The organism is Streptomyces angustmyceticus, from assembly GCF_040701845.1.
Classification (GTDB): domain Bacteria; phylum Actinomycetota; class Actinomycetes; order Streptomycetales; family Streptomycetaceae; genus Streptomyces; species Streptomyces angustmyceticus_A.
Map to the genome: position 1 here is coordinate 1 of NZ_JBFBHQ010000027.1, position 13,513 is coordinate 13,513.

Below are 13,513 nucleotides of genomic sequence, written 5' to 3' on the forward strand. Positions count from 1 at the left end.
TACTTCGTGGTGGCGCACTTCCACTACGTGGTGTTCGGCACGGTCGTGTTCGCGATGTTCGCGGGCTTCCACTTCTGGTGGCCGAAGTTCACCGGGAAGATGCTGGACGAGCGGCTCGGCAAGATCACGTTCTGGACGCTGTTCGTGGGCTTCCACGGCACCTTCCTCGTCCAGCACTGGCTGGGCGCCGAGGGCATGATCCGCCGTATCCCGGATTATCTCGCCGCCGACGGATTCACCGCGCTGAACACCGTCTCCAGTATCTTCTCCTTCCTCCTCGGGCTCTCCCTGCTGCCGTTCTTCTACAACGTCTGGAAGACGGCGAAGTACGGTGAGAAGGTCGAGGTCGACGACCCGTGGGGTTACGGCCGTTCGCTGGAGTGGGCGACGTCCTGCCCGCCGCCGCGGCACAACTTCCGCACCCTGCCGCGTATTCGCTCCGAATCCCCGGCATTCGACCTGCACCACCCGGAGATTGACCGGGAGTCAGGCGTCCTGGCGGATACCGGTGAAGCGCCCGTGGCCGGAATCGGAGCACGCATATGAAGGAGGGAATGCGGAGGTGTGAGGAAGTGCCGCTCGATCAGGACCGGGCCATCAACGAGATCGAGGGATTCCTGCTCGGGGAGGCGGAGAAGGACCGGGCGCGCAGCCGTGCGCGGGCCTTCTGCGACGGCCTGCCCTGGCTCACCGATTCCCAGCGGTGGGAGGTGGAACTGCGCTATTGCCAGGACCAGCGCGACACCTCCCGGGCGTACCTGGAGCGCATCGCGGCCCGCAGCGCCGCCCTGCGGACCGAGTACGAAGACGTCTACCGGGCCCTGCGGCGACGGCTTCTCACCGCTTTCCTGAGCGGCACGGTGGCGGTGGCCGCGCTGCTCACCGTGGCGGCCGTCGGCCTGGCCGTGCGCTGAGCGGACGGCGGCCCGCCCGGGAACGGGGCGGTCGACTGGCCGGCCGCCGGCCGGCCAGTCGGTCGCTCAGCTGGTGACGGTGATCTGCGCGGCGGGATCGGTGGTGTCGGCCACCTTGTAGGCGGCGTTGAACGTCGAGCTGGTCGCGCTCGTCGGACAGCCGAAACCGCCCGTCACCTTCACCGGCACCTGGGCGTTCGTGAAGCCGAGCGTGGAGGGCGCGCCGTTGGTCCAGGTGCCGTTCACCGTGGCCGCCGAGGTGGGCGCCGCGGTCACCGTGCAGGACGCCAGACCGCTGGTCTTGAGCACGAACCCGCCGACGGGGATGGTCAGTCCGGCGGTCACCGGCGCCCCGTTCTGCATGGCCACGCCCCAGGTGCCGGAGGTGGTGACGGTCGCGCTGACGCCGGGCATGCTCGTCGTGCAGGAGCTGTAGGTCGCCGGGGTGGTGGAACTGCTCACCGGGCCCGCGGGGTTGTGGTTGCCGGGCGCGGCCGGGACCTGCCCGCTGGAGGAGGAGACCGTACAGGTGACGGTCACCGAACCGGCCTTGAAGGTGGCCTTGCCGCTGAGCGTGGCGGTGAAGCCGTGGCCTGCGGGCGTCACGGTCGTGGACGCCGCCGCGGTGGACGGCGCGGGGGCGGGCTGTGCCGTCGCCGGGCCCGTCATGGCGAGCGACAGGCCGAGGGCCGCGGTGATACCGGTACCGGCGGTGAGCAGGGCGCGCCGGCGGGCGGCATGCGTCGTGGTCATCGTGGGTCTCCTTCGAGGGGTGGGGTGCCGGGGGAGCGGTGCGGTGGGTGGTGCGGGCAGCGCTCGGCTCCCGTACGCGGACGAAGGCGTGGGGATGCGCGTACGGGGGCCGCGGGCCGGGGCGGGTTACGGCTCGCTGGGTGCGGGTGTGCCGCCCCCGGGCTCGGCAACGGCCTCGGGCGCAGCGGAAGGTACGGGTTCGGCGGGGGCGACCGGCTGCCAGGCGAAGATCATCGAGCCGCCGAGAATCCCGATGACGGTGCCGATCAGAAAGCCGCCGAGGTTGGACATCACCAGGGCGGCCGCCGCGCACAGCACGGTGAGCACGCCCGCGAGGCCCCGGTAGTGCGGCGCGAACCACGCCGAGAGCCCCATCACGATCATCACCAGCCCCATCAGGACGGACGGGATACCGGCGATGCCCTGTTGCAGCATGATCTTCAGCGGTGCCAGCGGGATGGCGCAGATCTCGGCGCCGGCGACGACGGCCGCCAGACCGCCCCAGAAGGGCCGCCCCTTCCGCCAGCGCCGCCAGGTCAGAAGCATTCCTTCTTGCCCTTGGAGATCTTCATGTTGAGGCCGGACAGCTTGAAGGTGCCCGCGTTGGTGGCCCAGGCGGTCTGCCGGAGGTTGCTGATGTTGACGTCGTCGGCCTGCTGGGCGAACAGGTCCTGCATGCCCTGGGCGCTGTCCGGTCCCTTGTCGAGGGTGGAGGCGTCCCGGCCGATTTCGATCTGGTGGAAGGACGCGTCGCCGGAGAGCTGGGTGGCGTCCACGAAGAGATTGGTCGCCTCGACGGGCTTGCCGCCCGTACCGGCGCTGAGGTTGAGCGAGATGTCGCCGATGACCGGGAGGTGGGTGACGACCGACTGGCACAGATGGTTCATCTGGGCCGACTTGATGGCGGTGACGGCGACCGGCAGGAGATCCCCCCTGGCGTTCGCGTCCACGCCGCCGTACTGGGCGAACCCCTCGCCCTTGAGGCTGTCTGCGGAGACCTTGAACTGCTGTCCCGAGACGGCGAACGACGCCGCCAGCGCCCCGTTGGCCAGGGCGATTCCCAGGGCGGCGGTGCCGGCGAGAGCCGGGACGGACAGCACGGCGAACTTCCGCCAGCTGATACGTCCCGTGACAGGTCTGCCGTGTGCGTCCTTCATCGTGATATGTCCCCTTCGAAGAGCGGTGGAGCGCACTGCCGAAACGCGTGGGGAGTGCGGGTGCGCGTGCAGCGCGTGGTGCTGAAGACGCGCGGGGAGCCGGCGTGTGCCTCCGTGGGGGAGAACGTGCGGCTCGGGGGTGCGCGGTGCCGGACGGTGCGCGAAAATGCCGAACTACCAAGTGTTACTGGCGAGTTGAATGTAAGTCTGCCCGTGACGACTGGCAAGGTTGACGGCGGAACCGTTTTCGGACATACCGCTGGTCCGGCTTTTGCCGGAGCCGGCCGGGGAGCCGGCCGGGGAGCCGGGGGCCGCGCTCCGGGAGCCGCGCGCCGCGTCCCCGGCCCTGGCCTCTCCTCGTACGGCGCCGCCGTCAGCCGTCATCCGTAGTGGACCTGCAACTCCTTGACGCCGTTGAGCCAGGCCGAGCGGAGCCGGCGCGGGTCGCCCGCCAGGGTGATGCCGGGCATGGCGTCCGCGAGCGCGTTGAAGATCAGGTCGATCTCCAGGACCGCGAGGGACTTGCCGAGGCAGAAGTGCGGTCCGCCGCCGCCGAACCCCAGGTGGGGGTTGGGATCACGGGTGATGTCGAAGGCCTCGGGGTGGTCGAAGACCTCCGGGTCGTGGTTGGCGGAGGAGTAGAAGATCCCCACCCGCTGCCCCTCCTTGATCTTCGCCCCGCCCAGTTCGGTGTCCCGGGTGGCGGTGCGCTGGAAGGAGACCACCGGGGTCGCCCACCGCACGATCTCCTCGGCCGCCGTCCGGGGGCGCTCGCGCTTGTAGAGCTCCCACTGGTCGGGGTGGGTGAGGAAGGCGTGCATCCCGTGGGTGATGGCATTGCGCGTCGTCTCGTTGCCGGCCACCGCCAGCAGCAGGACGAAGAACCCGAACTCGTCGGAGGCGAGGTTCCCCTCGTGCTCCGCCGCCACCAGCCGGCTGACGATGTCGTCGGCCGGGCACTCCTTGCGCGCCGCGGCGAGGTTCATCGCGTACGAGATCAGCTCCATGGCCGCGTTGCTGCCGACCTCTTCGGTGATGGCCAGTTCGGGGTCGTCGTACGCGATCATCTTGTTCGACCAGTCGAAGATCCGGGCCCGGTCGTCCTGGGGGATGCCGATGAGTTCCGCGATGGCCTGCAGGGGGAGCTCGCAGGCGATGTCGGTGACGAAGTCCCCGGAGCCCTTTTGGCGCGCCTCGGCGACGATGTGCGCCGCCCGTTCGCGCAGTGCGCCCTCCAGCGCGCGGATGGCGCGCGGGGTGAAGCCGCGCTGCACGATCTGGCGGACCCGGGTGTGCTCGGGCGGGTCCATGTTCAGCATGATCAGCTTCTGGACGTCGATCTGTTCGCGGGTCATGGAGGCCTGGAAGCGGATGATCGAGGTGTTGAGGCTCGCGGAGAAGACCTCCGGCTTGGTGGACACCTCCTTGACGTCCCGATGGCGGGTGACGACCCAGTAGCCGTCGTCACCGAAGCCGGCAATGCCGTGCGGCTGCGCGTTCCACCACACGGGCGCGGTCTGCCGCAGCCGCGCGAACTCGGGGAGCGGAACGCGGGACTGGTAGACGTCGGGGTCGGTGAAGTCGAACCCTTCGGGCAACGCGGGGCATGGCATCGGTGACTCCTGGTCCATCCGGATGTCTGACGGTTCATCAGGTATGGGTCGCGGTGAAGGTAGTAACGAGTTCTACAAGTAGCAAGGGGCGGGGGGAGTCCCTTTACGGACAAGGGTGTTGCATGCCCCTTGCGCCCCGGGTGGCTGCTCATAAGACTGTTTCCATAACTAGAACGCGTACTAGTTCTTCTTCCGTGGGTGCCGGGACGCCCGCGGACGCGAGGAGAGGACGAGTCAGTCATGGCCGCGGAACCCGTCATCGTCGAAGCAGTACGCACCCCGATAGGCAGGCGCCAGGGCGCGCTCGCCAACCTTCACCCCGCCTACCTCCTTGGTGAGACCTACCGCGAACTCCTCGCCCGTACGCGCATCCAACCCGACTGCGTCGAACAGATCGTCGGCGGCACCGTCACCCATGCCGGTGAACAGTCCATGAACCCGGCCCGCAACGCCTGGCTGACGATGGGCCTCCCGTACGAGACCGCCGCGACCACCGTGGACTGCCAGTGCGGCTCGTCCCAGCAGGCCAACCACATGGTGGCCAACATGATCGCGGCCGGCGTCATCGACATCGGCATCGGCTGCGGCGTCGAGGCGATGTCCCGGGTGCCGCTCGGCAGCGGCTCCAAGCACGGGCCCGGCAAGCCCTGGCCCGACGAGTGGAACGTCGACCTGCCCAATCAGTTCGAGGCGGCCGAGCGGATCGCCCGCCACCGCGGCCTGACCCGCGAGAACGTCGACTCGCTCGGCCTGCTCTCCCAGGAGCGGGCGGCCGCCGCCTGGGCCGAGGAACGCTTCAAACGGGAGACGTTCGCCGTCCAGGTCCCCACCACCGAGGACGAACAGGCCGCGGGCCAGGGCATGTGGCGGCTGGTCGACCGCGACGAGGGGCTGCGCGACACCAGCATGGCGGCCCTCGGCGGCCTCAAGGCCGTGATGCCGACCGCCGTCCACACGGCGGGCAACTCCTCGCAGATCTCCGACGGGGCCGCCGCGGTGATGTGGGCCTCCAAGCGGATGGCCCGCGCCCTCAAGCTCAAGCCGCGGGCCCGCATCGTGGCCCAGGCGCTGGTCGGCTCCGATCCGCACTTCCACCTGGACGGCCCCATCGACGCCACCCGGGCCGTGCTGGGCAAGGCGGGCATGTCCCTCAAGGACATCGACCTCGTCGAGATCAACGAAGCCTTCGCCTCCGTCGTGCTCTCCTGGGCGCAGGTCTTCGAGCAGGACCTGGAGAAGGTGAACGTGAACGGCGGGGCGATCGCCCTGGGCCACCCGGTCGGCGCCACCGGCGCCCGGCTCATCACCACCGCGCTCCATGAACTCGAACGCAGGGACAAGGAGTTCGCCCTGATCACCATGTGCGCGGGCGGGGCGCTGGCGACGGGGACGATCATCCAGCGGCTGTAGCGGGGGCGGTGGCTTCCGGGCCCGTGCCGGGCGGAGGGCTGAGTGCTGAGGGCCGGGAGCCGGTCGCCGAGCGAGGACGGTGCGGGGCTGCGGGGGGCCTCCTCCTCCACCTGAGGAGATCCACAGCCGGAGTGGGCGGGAGACCGCATTCTGCGCGGCGGGCGCGTAGCGCACCGGTCACGGGCCGGCGGCCCCCCGGGGCGGATCGGAGCGGAAGGAGACGGGGACGTCGAAGGCCGCCCGGCGGGTGGCGCGGCGCAGGGCCTTGAGGACGGTGCCGCCCAGGGTGCAGGTCAACAGGACGGTGACCACCGCCCGGGGGACGTCCCAGCCGAGGGAGGTGGCGAGGCAGTACGTCAGGTAGCGGGCGAGGTTCCGGGCGAGCGGGTCCCCGGGGACGAAGGAGACCGCCGAGGCCATGCCGCCGATGTAGGGCCAGCCCTGAAGGTTCATGACCAGGCCGTAGAGGACGGCCGCGACGGCTCCGTAGACGGCGAGCAGGGCCAGTTCGCGACGGCCGCGCAGCCGGTCGGGCCCCGGCAGCAGGCCGGCGCCCATCGCCACCCAGCCCATCGACAGCATCTGGAACGGCAGCCACGGCCCGACCCCGCCGGTCAGCAGCGCCGACGCGAACATCGCCACGGACCCCAGCACGAACCCGAATCCGGGCCCGAGCACCCGCCCCGACAGCACCATCAGGAAGAACATCGGCTCGATACCGGCCGTCCCGGCCCCCAGTGGGCGCATCGCGGCCCCGGCCGCGGCCAGCACGCCGAGCATGGCGATGGCCTTCGCGTCCAGGCCGGCGTCGGCGATGGTCGCCACGACCACGGCGAGCAGCATCGGCAGCAGCGCGGCGAACAGCCAGGGCGCGTCCTGGGAATGGGCGAGCCCGGAGGCGGAGTCGGCGAGCAGCGGCCATCCGAAGGCCATCACGCCGATGGCCGAGACGAGCACCAGCGCGGCGACGGAACGGGGGCCGAGCCGCACGGCACGGGCCCGGTGGCCGCGGCCGGCGGGCGGCCCGTCGCCCTCCGGGCGGTGGGGGGCCGCGCTCATGCGGTGGCCTCCAGGACGTGTGCCACCTGCGGGACGGTCAGCCAGGGCAGCGGGGCGAGCACCTTGGTGACCTGCGGTGCGAACGAGGGGGAGGAGACCACGACGTGGCCGGTGGGACCGTCGGCGACGATCTCGCCGTCGGCGAGGATGACCACCCGGTGGGCCAGTTCGGCGGCGAGTTCCACGTCATGGGTGGCCAGGACGACGGCATGGCCCTCGGCGGCCAGTGCGCGCAGCACCTCGATCAGACGGGCCTTGGCGGCGTAGTCCAGGCCGCGGGTGGGCTCGTCGAGGAGGAGCAGCGGGGGACGCGCGGTCAGCACGACCGCCAGGGCCAGGGCGAGGCGCTGGCCCTCGGAGAGGTCGCGGGGGTGGACGGAGTCGGGGACATCGGGCAGCAGCCGGCCGACCAGGGCCCGGCAGCTGCCGGCGGCGGCGCCCGCGTCCTGGTCGGCCGCGGTGCACTCGGCCGCGACGGTGTCCGCGTAGAGCAGGTCGCGCGGTTCCTGGGGGACCAGGCCGACATGCCGCAGGAGGGCCTTGGGGCCGGTGCGGTGCGGGGTGGCGCCGCCGACCCGCACCGTCCCGGAGGACGGGGTGTGCATCCCGACGAGGGTGCCCAGGAGGGTGGACTTCCCCGCGCCGTTGCGGCCCATCAGGGCCAGCATCTCGCCGCCCCGCACGGTCAGATCCACCTGGTGCAGCGCCTCGGTCCGCCCCCGGCGGACACCGAGCCCGCGCACGACCGCGGCGGCTTCGTCCGGGGAGCCCGCGGACGCGGGGTCCGGCAGCGCCGGTGCGGTCCCCGTGCCTGCGCCCGTGCCCGTGCCCGTCTGCGGCGACGGCGGTGTGACGCCCGCCAGCCGCTCGCGCAGGGGTGCGGCCCTGCGGCGGGCGTCGCGCACCGACAGGGGGAGGGGCGACCAGCGGGCGAGGCGGCCGAGGGCCACCACCGGGGGGTGGACGGGGGAGACGGCCATGACCTCGGCGGGGGTGCCGATGACCGGCGGAGCGCCGGGGGAGGGGAGCAGGATGACCTGGTCGGCGTACTGGACCACCCGCTCCAGGCGGTGTTCGGCCAGCAGCACCGTGGTGCCGAGGTCGTGGACCAGACGCTGGAGGACGGAGAGGACCTCCTCGGCCGCGGCGGGGTCGAGGGCCGACGTGGGCTCGTCGAGGACCAGGACCTTGGGGTGGGTGGTGAGGACCGAGCCGATCGCCACCCGCTGCATCTGGCCGCCCGAGAGGGTGGTGATGGCGCGGTCGCGCAGCTCGGCCAGGCCCAGCAGGTCCAGGGTCTCCTCGACCCGGCGGCGCATCACGTCGGGGGCGAGGCCGAGCGACTCCATGCCGTAGGCGAGTTCGTCCTCGACGGTGTCGGTGACGAAGTGCGCCCGCGGGTCCTGGCCCACGGTGCCCACGACATCGGCCAGTTCGCGCGGCTGATGGGTGCGGGTGTCGCGGCCGTCGACGGTGACCCGGCCGTGCAGGGTGCCGCCGGTGAAGTGCGGGACCAGGCCGCAGACGGCGTTCAGGACGGTGGACTTGCCGACCCCGGACGGGCCGACCAGCAGGCACAGTTCGCCCTCGGGGACGGTCAGGTCGATGCCCTGGACGGTGGGCGCCGCGGCGTCGCCGTAGGTCACCGAGACCTGCTCGAACCGGATCACTGAGTGGGCTCCTTCGGGCGCGGATCGACAGCGGGGGCACGGCCACGGGACCCGGCCCGGTCCGTGCGGTCCGCCCCGTCCGACCGTTCCGGCCGGCCCCCGTGCTCCGCCCGGTCCGTGCGCGGCGGGAGCGGGGCGGCGAGGGCGGGCAGCAGCCCCACGAGAACGGAGGCGGCCGGCCAGAGGGGGAGGACGGGGGCGGTGAGCGGCACCGCGGGCGGGTGCAGGGCGGCGGACGCGTAGTCGTTCGCCCAGATCATCAGCGCGGCGACGGCGATACCGGAACCCGCCACCAGCCAGGCGCGCACCCCCCACCGGTCGGGCCGGTAGCGGCTGCGCACCGAGCGGCGGCCGCCCAGCCACAGCCCGGCGAGCGCCGTCGCCAGCCCGGCGAGCAGCAGCGGCAGCCCGTAGCCGCCGCCGGTGTCGCCCAGCAGCCCGTAGGTCCCGGCGCAGCTGCCGAGCAGCCCGCCGAGCGTGAGGACGGAGGTCAGGTGCCGTACGGCGGGCGGCACCTCGGCGCTGCGGCCGTAGCCCCGCGCGTCCATCGCCGCGGCCAGTGCCACCGAGCGCTCCAGCGCGCCCTCCAGGACCGGCAGCCCGACCTGCAGGAGCGCCCGGAACCCGCGGTCGGGGCGGCCGCGCAGCCGGCGCGCGGCACGCAGCCGCTGGACATCGGCGACCAGATTGGGCGCGAAGGTCATCGCGACGACCACCGCGACGCCCGCCTCGTAGAGCGCGCCGGGCAGCGACTTCAGTAGCCGGGCCGGGTTCGCCAGCGCATTGGCGGCACCCACGCAGATGAGGAGGGCGGCCAGCTTCAGACCGTCGTACAGCGCGAAGACCATGCCCTCCGCGGTGACCCGGCCGCCGATCCGGACGACCTTCGCCCAGTCGGGCAGCGGCACTTCGGGCAGCGTGACCAGGGTGTGCGTACCGGGGATCGGCGAGCCGAGAACGAAGGCGAAGAGCAGCCGGACGGTGATCACGAACAGGCCGACCTTGACGAACGCCCCGTACGAGCGGGCCCAGGGCGCATCGGTGCGGCGGGCCGCGACGACATAGCCGGCCACCCCCACCAGCAGCCCCAGCAGCAGCGGGTTCGTGGTGCGGGAGGCCGCGGTGGCCAGGCCGAGCGCCCACAGCCACCAGGCGCCGGCGTGCAGCGCGGTGGTACGGGTCGCCTGCGGGGCGCTCATCCGCGCCGGCGGCGCGCCTGCCACACCGCCGCCGCGCCCAGCACGACCACGGCCGCGGCACCGCCGATCAGCCCGGCGGACGGGCCGCCGTCGCTGCCCGCCCCGTGTCCGTCCGCCGCCGTGCCCGACGAGGGCGCGCCGGACGAGGCGGGTCCCTTCGCCCCCTTCTCCCCCTTCACCTGGTCCGCGCACCCCGACGCCGGGTAGCCGGCGATGGCGCACAGCAGGGCGCTGGAGTCGTAGCGCAGCGGCCGGGCGACCGCCGCCAGCGCCTCGCCCGCCGAGGCGTCCTCGGACACCTGGGCACACTCCGTCCGGGGCTTCGGCGGCCGTTCGCCGCCGGGCGCGTCCGCCGTGGTGCCGAAGTCGATGACGATGCCGATCCGCTTGCGGCCGGCCTTCGCCGGGGTGCCGTGGCAGATCGCGTCGAAGCCGGCGGCCGCCCGCGGCTTGCCGGCCGCGGCGGAGTCCGCGCTGACGGTGAAGCGGAAGCCCGCCACCTCGCCGTCGACGGGACGCAGCGTGGCCGGACCCTCGGTGGCGTACGCCCAGGAGCTGCCCTTGCCGTGCCAGAAGGACCAGTAGCGGTACTCCTGCGCCTGGGCGGGCGCGGCGGCCAGGCCGGTGGCCGCCCCGGCCAGCAGCGCCGCGCCGGCGATCTTGGTGCGGCGCATCAGAGCCCGCTCTTCTTGCGGTTGCTCAGCAGGAAGCCGATGCCGGCGCCGATGGCGAGGCCGATGCCGATGATCCAGGGCACGCCGATGCCGCCGCCGTCCTGGGAGTCGTCGGCGTCCTTGCCGTCCTTCTTCGCGGCGGCGGCCGGGGCGGGGCCGGTGGCGTTGAGCGCGGCCACCAGGTCGGTGCCGCCGAACGACCGCGGGTCGGTGCCGGTGGCGTGCGCGGCCAGCACCAGCTGGGCGTACGCGGCCGGGCCGCTCTGCTTCGCCCAGCCCGAGGCGTTCTTCTCCAGCCACGTCAGCGGTTTCGCCGCGGCGGCGCCGTGCCCGCCGGCCGCCAGCGCCACCACGGCATCGGCGGTGTTGCCGACGTCGGGCTGCTTCTCCGCCCCCGGCATCGCGGAGAGCAGGTGCTGACCGTTCTTGTCGAGCTGGGCGACGAGATAGCCGTCGCCGCCCCGGGCGGCCCGCGCCGGATCGCCGCCCGCCTTCTTGTCCTCGTCGCCCTTGCAGCTCAGCGGCTCGACCGGGCCGGTGGCGCCCTTGCCGGCCGGTTCGACGACGAAGCCCTTGCCGAGTGCGGCGGTCGCGGCGGCCGCGGTGGCGTCCGCGTTCGGGGCCGCACCCTTGAGCTGGAAGGTGAAGGCGCCGCGCGCCTCCGCCTTCTCCGCGCAGCCCAGCCGGAAGGTGAGCAGCGCGTCGTACGGCGTCCTGCCGCCCTTCTCCGACGTCACGGACCGGGGCTTCTCGCCCGCCGCCGTGAGCGCGCCGATGACCACGGAGGTGGAGTTGGCGTCGCTGGCCGAGCCGGGCACCGAGCTCCAGCCGCCGTCGTCGTTCTGCACCGACTTCAGCCACTTCACGGCCTTCTGCACGGCGTCGCCGTGCCCGCCCAGCGCGGCCAGCGCCTGCACCGCGGCGGCCGTCGGGTTGGTGTCCCGCCGTGCCTTGGCGTCGCAGGGCGTGCCCGGCTCGGCCCGGAAGGCGGTGAACGCGCCGTCGGCGCACTGCTGGCCGGCCAGCCACTTCACGGCGGACGGGGCGGGGCGTATGCCCACGGTGTCCTGGGCCAGCAGCGCGAGCGACTGCCGCCAGACCCCGTCGTACTGCGGGTCGTTGGTGCCGTACAGCCCGTCGGGCAGCTTCTTGGGGGAGGCGGGCGCGGAGTCGGCGTACGCGGCGGGGGCAGCGGCCGCGCCCAGCACCGCCACGGCGGCCAGCGCCGTGGCGGCGCGGCGTGCCAGGAAGGCGACGGAATGCGTCAAGGGGGCCTGGTGAGCCATGGGGGCCATCGGGTCGGTGCCTCTCGGGTCGGGTCGCGGCGATGCTACGCAGCCGCGCTCGGCCGGCCACCCGCCCGCCGATCCGGGAATCGGCCGCGGTGGCACCGGGCTCAGCTCCGTATACCTCGACGGTGCCGCGCACCGGCCGTCCGCAGGGGCGGGCGGTCGTGGTGGCGCGAGCCTTGGTCGTGCCCCTCGGGTGCTCCGGCTCGTACGGCCCCCGCTCCGGGCCGGGGCGCGGTGCGGGCGGGCCGTCCTCACGGTTGCGGGTCAGCGCCGGATTTCCACCGGCTTCCCCCGATCGGGTACGGATGAAGTTGTCCCGCATACCTTAACCGGCCCCCGGCGGGCCACTCGCTCGCCCGTACGAGGGGTACGAGCGGCATGAGCGGTGCGAGCGGCACGAACCGTACCGAGCCGGCGCCGCGCCCCGGATCGCACCGCACCGCGCCCGCCGCCCCCCTCACACCGCCTGGTACCGCACCGGATCGGACCCCGGCACCCGCTCCGCCCGCCCCAGCTTCACCAGTCGCCGCAGATGGGCCTCGGCCTCCGTGACGGCGATGTTGCGGGAGGCGTAGGGGATCTGCTCCCAGGGGCGGTTCCACTCCATGGCCGTGGCGAGCTGCCAGGGAGTGCGGGGCTCGCGGAGCAGCTCCCGCAGCTGGGAGAGCCGTGCCTCGTGGTGGGCGAGGAGCTCGCGGACGCGGCCGCCGGCGTCGGTGAAGGCGTGCTGGTGGGCGGGCAGCACCTCGGCGGGCGCGAGCCGGCCGACGCGTTCCAGGGAGTCGAGGTAGTCGCCCAGGGGGTCGAGGATCTCGCCCCCGTCGCCCTCCGGGTCCTCGTACAGGCCGATGTGCGGGGTGATGCCGGGGAGCAGATGGTCGCCGGAGAAGAGCCGGCCGAAGCCGCCGGCCCGCCCCGAGGGGTGCTCCTCCTCCAGATGCAGGCACACATGGCCCGGGGTGTGCCCCGGTGTCCAGATGGCGCGCACCCGGCGCCCCGGCAGGTCGAGCAGCTCGCCGGGCCCGATGTCGCGGTCCGGCAGCGCCGCACCCTGGCCGGGCAGTCTCCGGCCGCGCCCCTCGGCACGCGCCTCCCGCAGCGGCGCCAGATGTGCGTCCGGTGCGCCCGCCGCCGCGAGCCGGGCGGTGAGGTGGTCGAGCCACCGGCCCGGTGCGGTCTCGCGGGTGCGGCGGACCACGGCGGTGTCCGCGGCGTGCATCGCGATCCAGGCGCCCGAGGCCTCCCGCACCGTGCCCGAGAGGCCGTGGTGATCGGGGTGGTGGTGGGTGATCAGGACGCCATGGAGATCGGTGGGGGCGAAGCCGCAGGCGCCGATGCCGGCGACGAGGGTGTCCCAGGAGTCCGGGTCGTCCCAGCCGGTGTCGACGAGCACCGGCCCGCGGTCGGTCTCCAGCAGGTGGACGAGGGTGTGGCCGAGCGGGTTGTCCGGTATGGGGACGGCGATGCTCCACACCCCGCCCTTGTGGTCGGTCACCTGTGGCGTCATCCCGGTCCCCTCTCGGTGTGGCGTACCCCTGGTAGCCGGCCCTCACTATAACTAGAACCGGTTTCAATGCGGCGTGAAGTGGCCCTTCGGTCCGCGCCTGTTCGCGGGAGCGGGGGCCCGGTGCGTGCGGCGGCCCGGCCGGGGGGTGCCGTTTCGGCCGCGCGCTGTGGACTCCTCCAACTAGAACTGGTATCAGTTCCCGGTGCAGTGACCCGTTGTGATGGAGCGTCAGGAACCGTCAGGGATCGCCGAACAGGCGGCCAAC

The 13,513-nt window shown here is 73.2% G+C and carries 13 protein-coding genes and 1 riboswitch; of the genes, 3 read left to right on the plus strand and 10 right to left on the minus strand.

Features of this window, described 5'->3' with window-relative positions; genetic code table 11:
- Both AB0411_RS32130 and AB0411_RS32135 read left to right on the plus strand, forming a co-directional pair.
- Positions 1-546: cbb3-type cytochrome c oxidase subunit I (locus AB0411_RS32130; RefSeq protein WP_366420794.1), on the plus strand; the 546-nt coding region annotated here is incomplete at its 5' end.
- A gap of 26 nt (positions 547-572) precedes the next feature.
- Positions 573-914, plus strand: coding sequence for a hypothetical protein (locus AB0411_RS32135; protein WP_403152228.1), 342 nt, complete (start codon positions 573-575; stop codon positions 912-914).
- A gap of 66 nt (positions 915-980) precedes the next feature.
- Here AB0411_RS32135 and AB0411_RS32140 read toward each other — a convergent pair whose 3' ends face one another.
- The 4 genes from AB0411_RS32140 to AB0411_RS32155 all read right to left on the minus strand — a co-directional run bounded on the left by AB0411_RS32140 (position 981) and on the right by AB0411_RS32155 (position 4,437).
- Positions 981-1,667 carry a hypothetical protein gene (locus AB0411_RS32140; protein ID WP_366420796.1) on the minus strand — a complete coding sequence of 229 codons (687 nt, stop codon included), beginning with the start codon at positions 1,665-1,667 and terminating at the stop codon, positions 981-983.
- Positions 1,668-1,793: 126 nt separating this feature from the next.
- Entirely contained in the window at positions 1,794-2,213 is a 420-nt protein-coding gene (locus AB0411_RS32145) for a DUF6114 domain-containing protein (protein WP_366420797.1), read from the minus strand.
- A complete protein-coding gene (locus AB0411_RS32150; RefSeq protein ID WP_366420798.1) occupies positions 2,204-2,824 on the minus strand; it encodes a DUF6230 family protein in 621 nt (206 codons plus the stop codon). Before AB0411_RS32150 ends, AB0411_RS32145 begins: the two co-directional genes overlap by 10 nt.
- 380 nt (positions 2,825-3,204) lie before the next feature.
- Positions 3,205-4,437, minus strand: coding sequence for a cytochrome P450 (locus AB0411_RS32155; protein WP_366420799.1), 1,233 nt, complete (start codon positions 4,435-4,437; stop codon positions 3,205-3,207).
- A gap of 240 nt (positions 4,438-4,677) precedes the next feature.
- On the opposite strand from AB0411_RS32155, the gene AB0411_RS32160 reads away from it, so the two are divergent.
- Entirely contained in the window at positions 4,678-5,847 is a 1,170-nt protein-coding gene (locus AB0411_RS32160; protein ID WP_366420800.1) for a steroid 3-ketoacyl-CoA thiolase, read from the plus strand.
- A 177-nt stretch (positions 5,848-6,024) separates the two neighbouring features.
- On the opposite strand, the gene AB0411_RS32165 is transcribed toward AB0411_RS32160, so the two are convergent.
- The 6 genes from AB0411_RS32165 to AB0411_RS32190 form a co-directional block, all read right to left on the minus strand.
- Entirely contained in the window at positions 6,025-6,906 is an 882-nt protein-coding gene (locus AB0411_RS32165; protein ID WP_366420801.1) for an ECF transporter S component, read from the minus strand.
- The gene (locus AB0411_RS32170; protein ID WP_366420802.1) at positions 6,903-8,576 is read right to left on the minus strand and encodes an ABC transporter ATP-binding protein; all 1,674 of its coding nucleotides are present in this window, start codon (positions 8,574-8,576) and stop codon (positions 6,903-6,905) included. Before AB0411_RS32170 ends, AB0411_RS32165 begins: the two co-directional genes overlap by 4 nt.
- Entirely contained in the window at positions 8,573-9,775 is a 1,203-nt protein-coding gene (locus AB0411_RS32175) for a CbiQ family ECF transporter T component (protein WP_366420803.1), read from the minus strand. The genes AB0411_RS32170 and AB0411_RS32175 overlap by 4 nt, the downstream gene beginning before the upstream one ends.
- Positions 9,772-10,449 carry an SCO2322 family protein gene (locus AB0411_RS32180; protein WP_366420804.1) on the minus strand — a complete coding sequence of 226 codons (678 nt, stop codon included), beginning with the start codon at positions 10,447-10,449 and terminating at the stop codon, positions 9,772-9,774. The genes AB0411_RS32175 and AB0411_RS32180 overlap by 4 nt, the downstream gene beginning before the upstream one ends.
- Positions 10,449-11,744 (minus strand): prenyltransferase/squalene oxidase repeat-containing protein, encoded by a 1,296-nt coding sequence (locus tag AB0411_RS32185; protein ID WP_366420805.1) that lies wholly within the window; start codon positions 11,742-11,744, stop codon positions 10,449-10,451. Before AB0411_RS32185 ends, AB0411_RS32180 begins: the two co-directional genes overlap by 1 nt.
- 219 nt (positions 11,745-11,963) lie before the next feature.
- Positions 11,964-12,090, minus strand: a riboswitch (cobalamin riboswitch).
- A gap of 108 nt (positions 12,091-12,198) precedes the next feature.
- The gene (locus AB0411_RS32190) at positions 12,199-13,248 is read right to left on the minus strand and encodes an MBL fold metallo-hydrolase (RefSeq protein ID WP_366420806.1); all 1,050 of its coding nucleotides are present in this window, start codon (positions 13,246-13,248) and stop codon (positions 12,199-12,201) included.
- Positions 13,249-13,513 lie beyond the last annotated feature (265 nt).

Bases quoted from the DNA above. Each gene is read 5' to 3' on its own strand.
- AB0411_RS32185 (WP_366420805.1), bottom strand. From the start codon at position 11,744: ATGGCCCCCATGGCTCACCAGGCCCCCTTGACGCATTCCGTCGCCTTC.
- AB0411_RS32150 (WP_366420798.1), bottom strand. From the start codon at position 2,824: ATGAAGGACGCACACGGCAGACCTGTCACGGGACGTATCAGCTGGCGG.
- AB0411_RS32140 (WP_366420796.1), bottom strand. From the start codon at position 1,667: ATGACCACGACGCATGCCGCCCGCCGGCGCGCCCTGCTCACCGCCGGT.
- AB0411_RS32145 (WP_366420797.1), bottom strand. From the start codon at position 2,213: ATGCTTCTGACCTGGCGGCGCTGGCGGAAGGGGCGGCCCTTCTGGGGC.
- AB0411_RS32165 (WP_366420801.1), bottom strand. From the start codon at position 6,906: ATGAGCGCGGCCCCCCACCGCCCGGAGGGCGACGGGCCGCCCGCCGGC.
- AB0411_RS32180 (WP_366420804.1), bottom strand. From the start codon at position 10,449: ATGCGCCGCACCAAGATCGCCGGCGCGGCGCTGCTGGCCGGGGCGGCC.
- AB0411_RS32160 (WP_366420800.1), top strand. From the start codon at position 4,678: ATGGCCGCGGAACCCGTCATCGTCGAAGCAGTACGCACCCCGATAGGC.
- AB0411_RS32190 (WP_366420806.1), bottom strand. From the start codon at position 13,248: ATGACGCCACAGGTGACCGACCACAAGGGCGGGGTGTGGAGCATCGCC.
- AB0411_RS32175 (WP_366420803.1), bottom strand. From the start codon at position 9,775: ATGAGCGCCCCGCAGGCGACCCGTACCACCGCGCTGCACGCCGGCGCC.
- AB0411_RS32155 (WP_366420799.1), bottom strand. From the start codon at position 4,437: ATGCCATGCCCCGCGTTGCCCGAAGGGTTCGACTTCACCGACCCCGAC.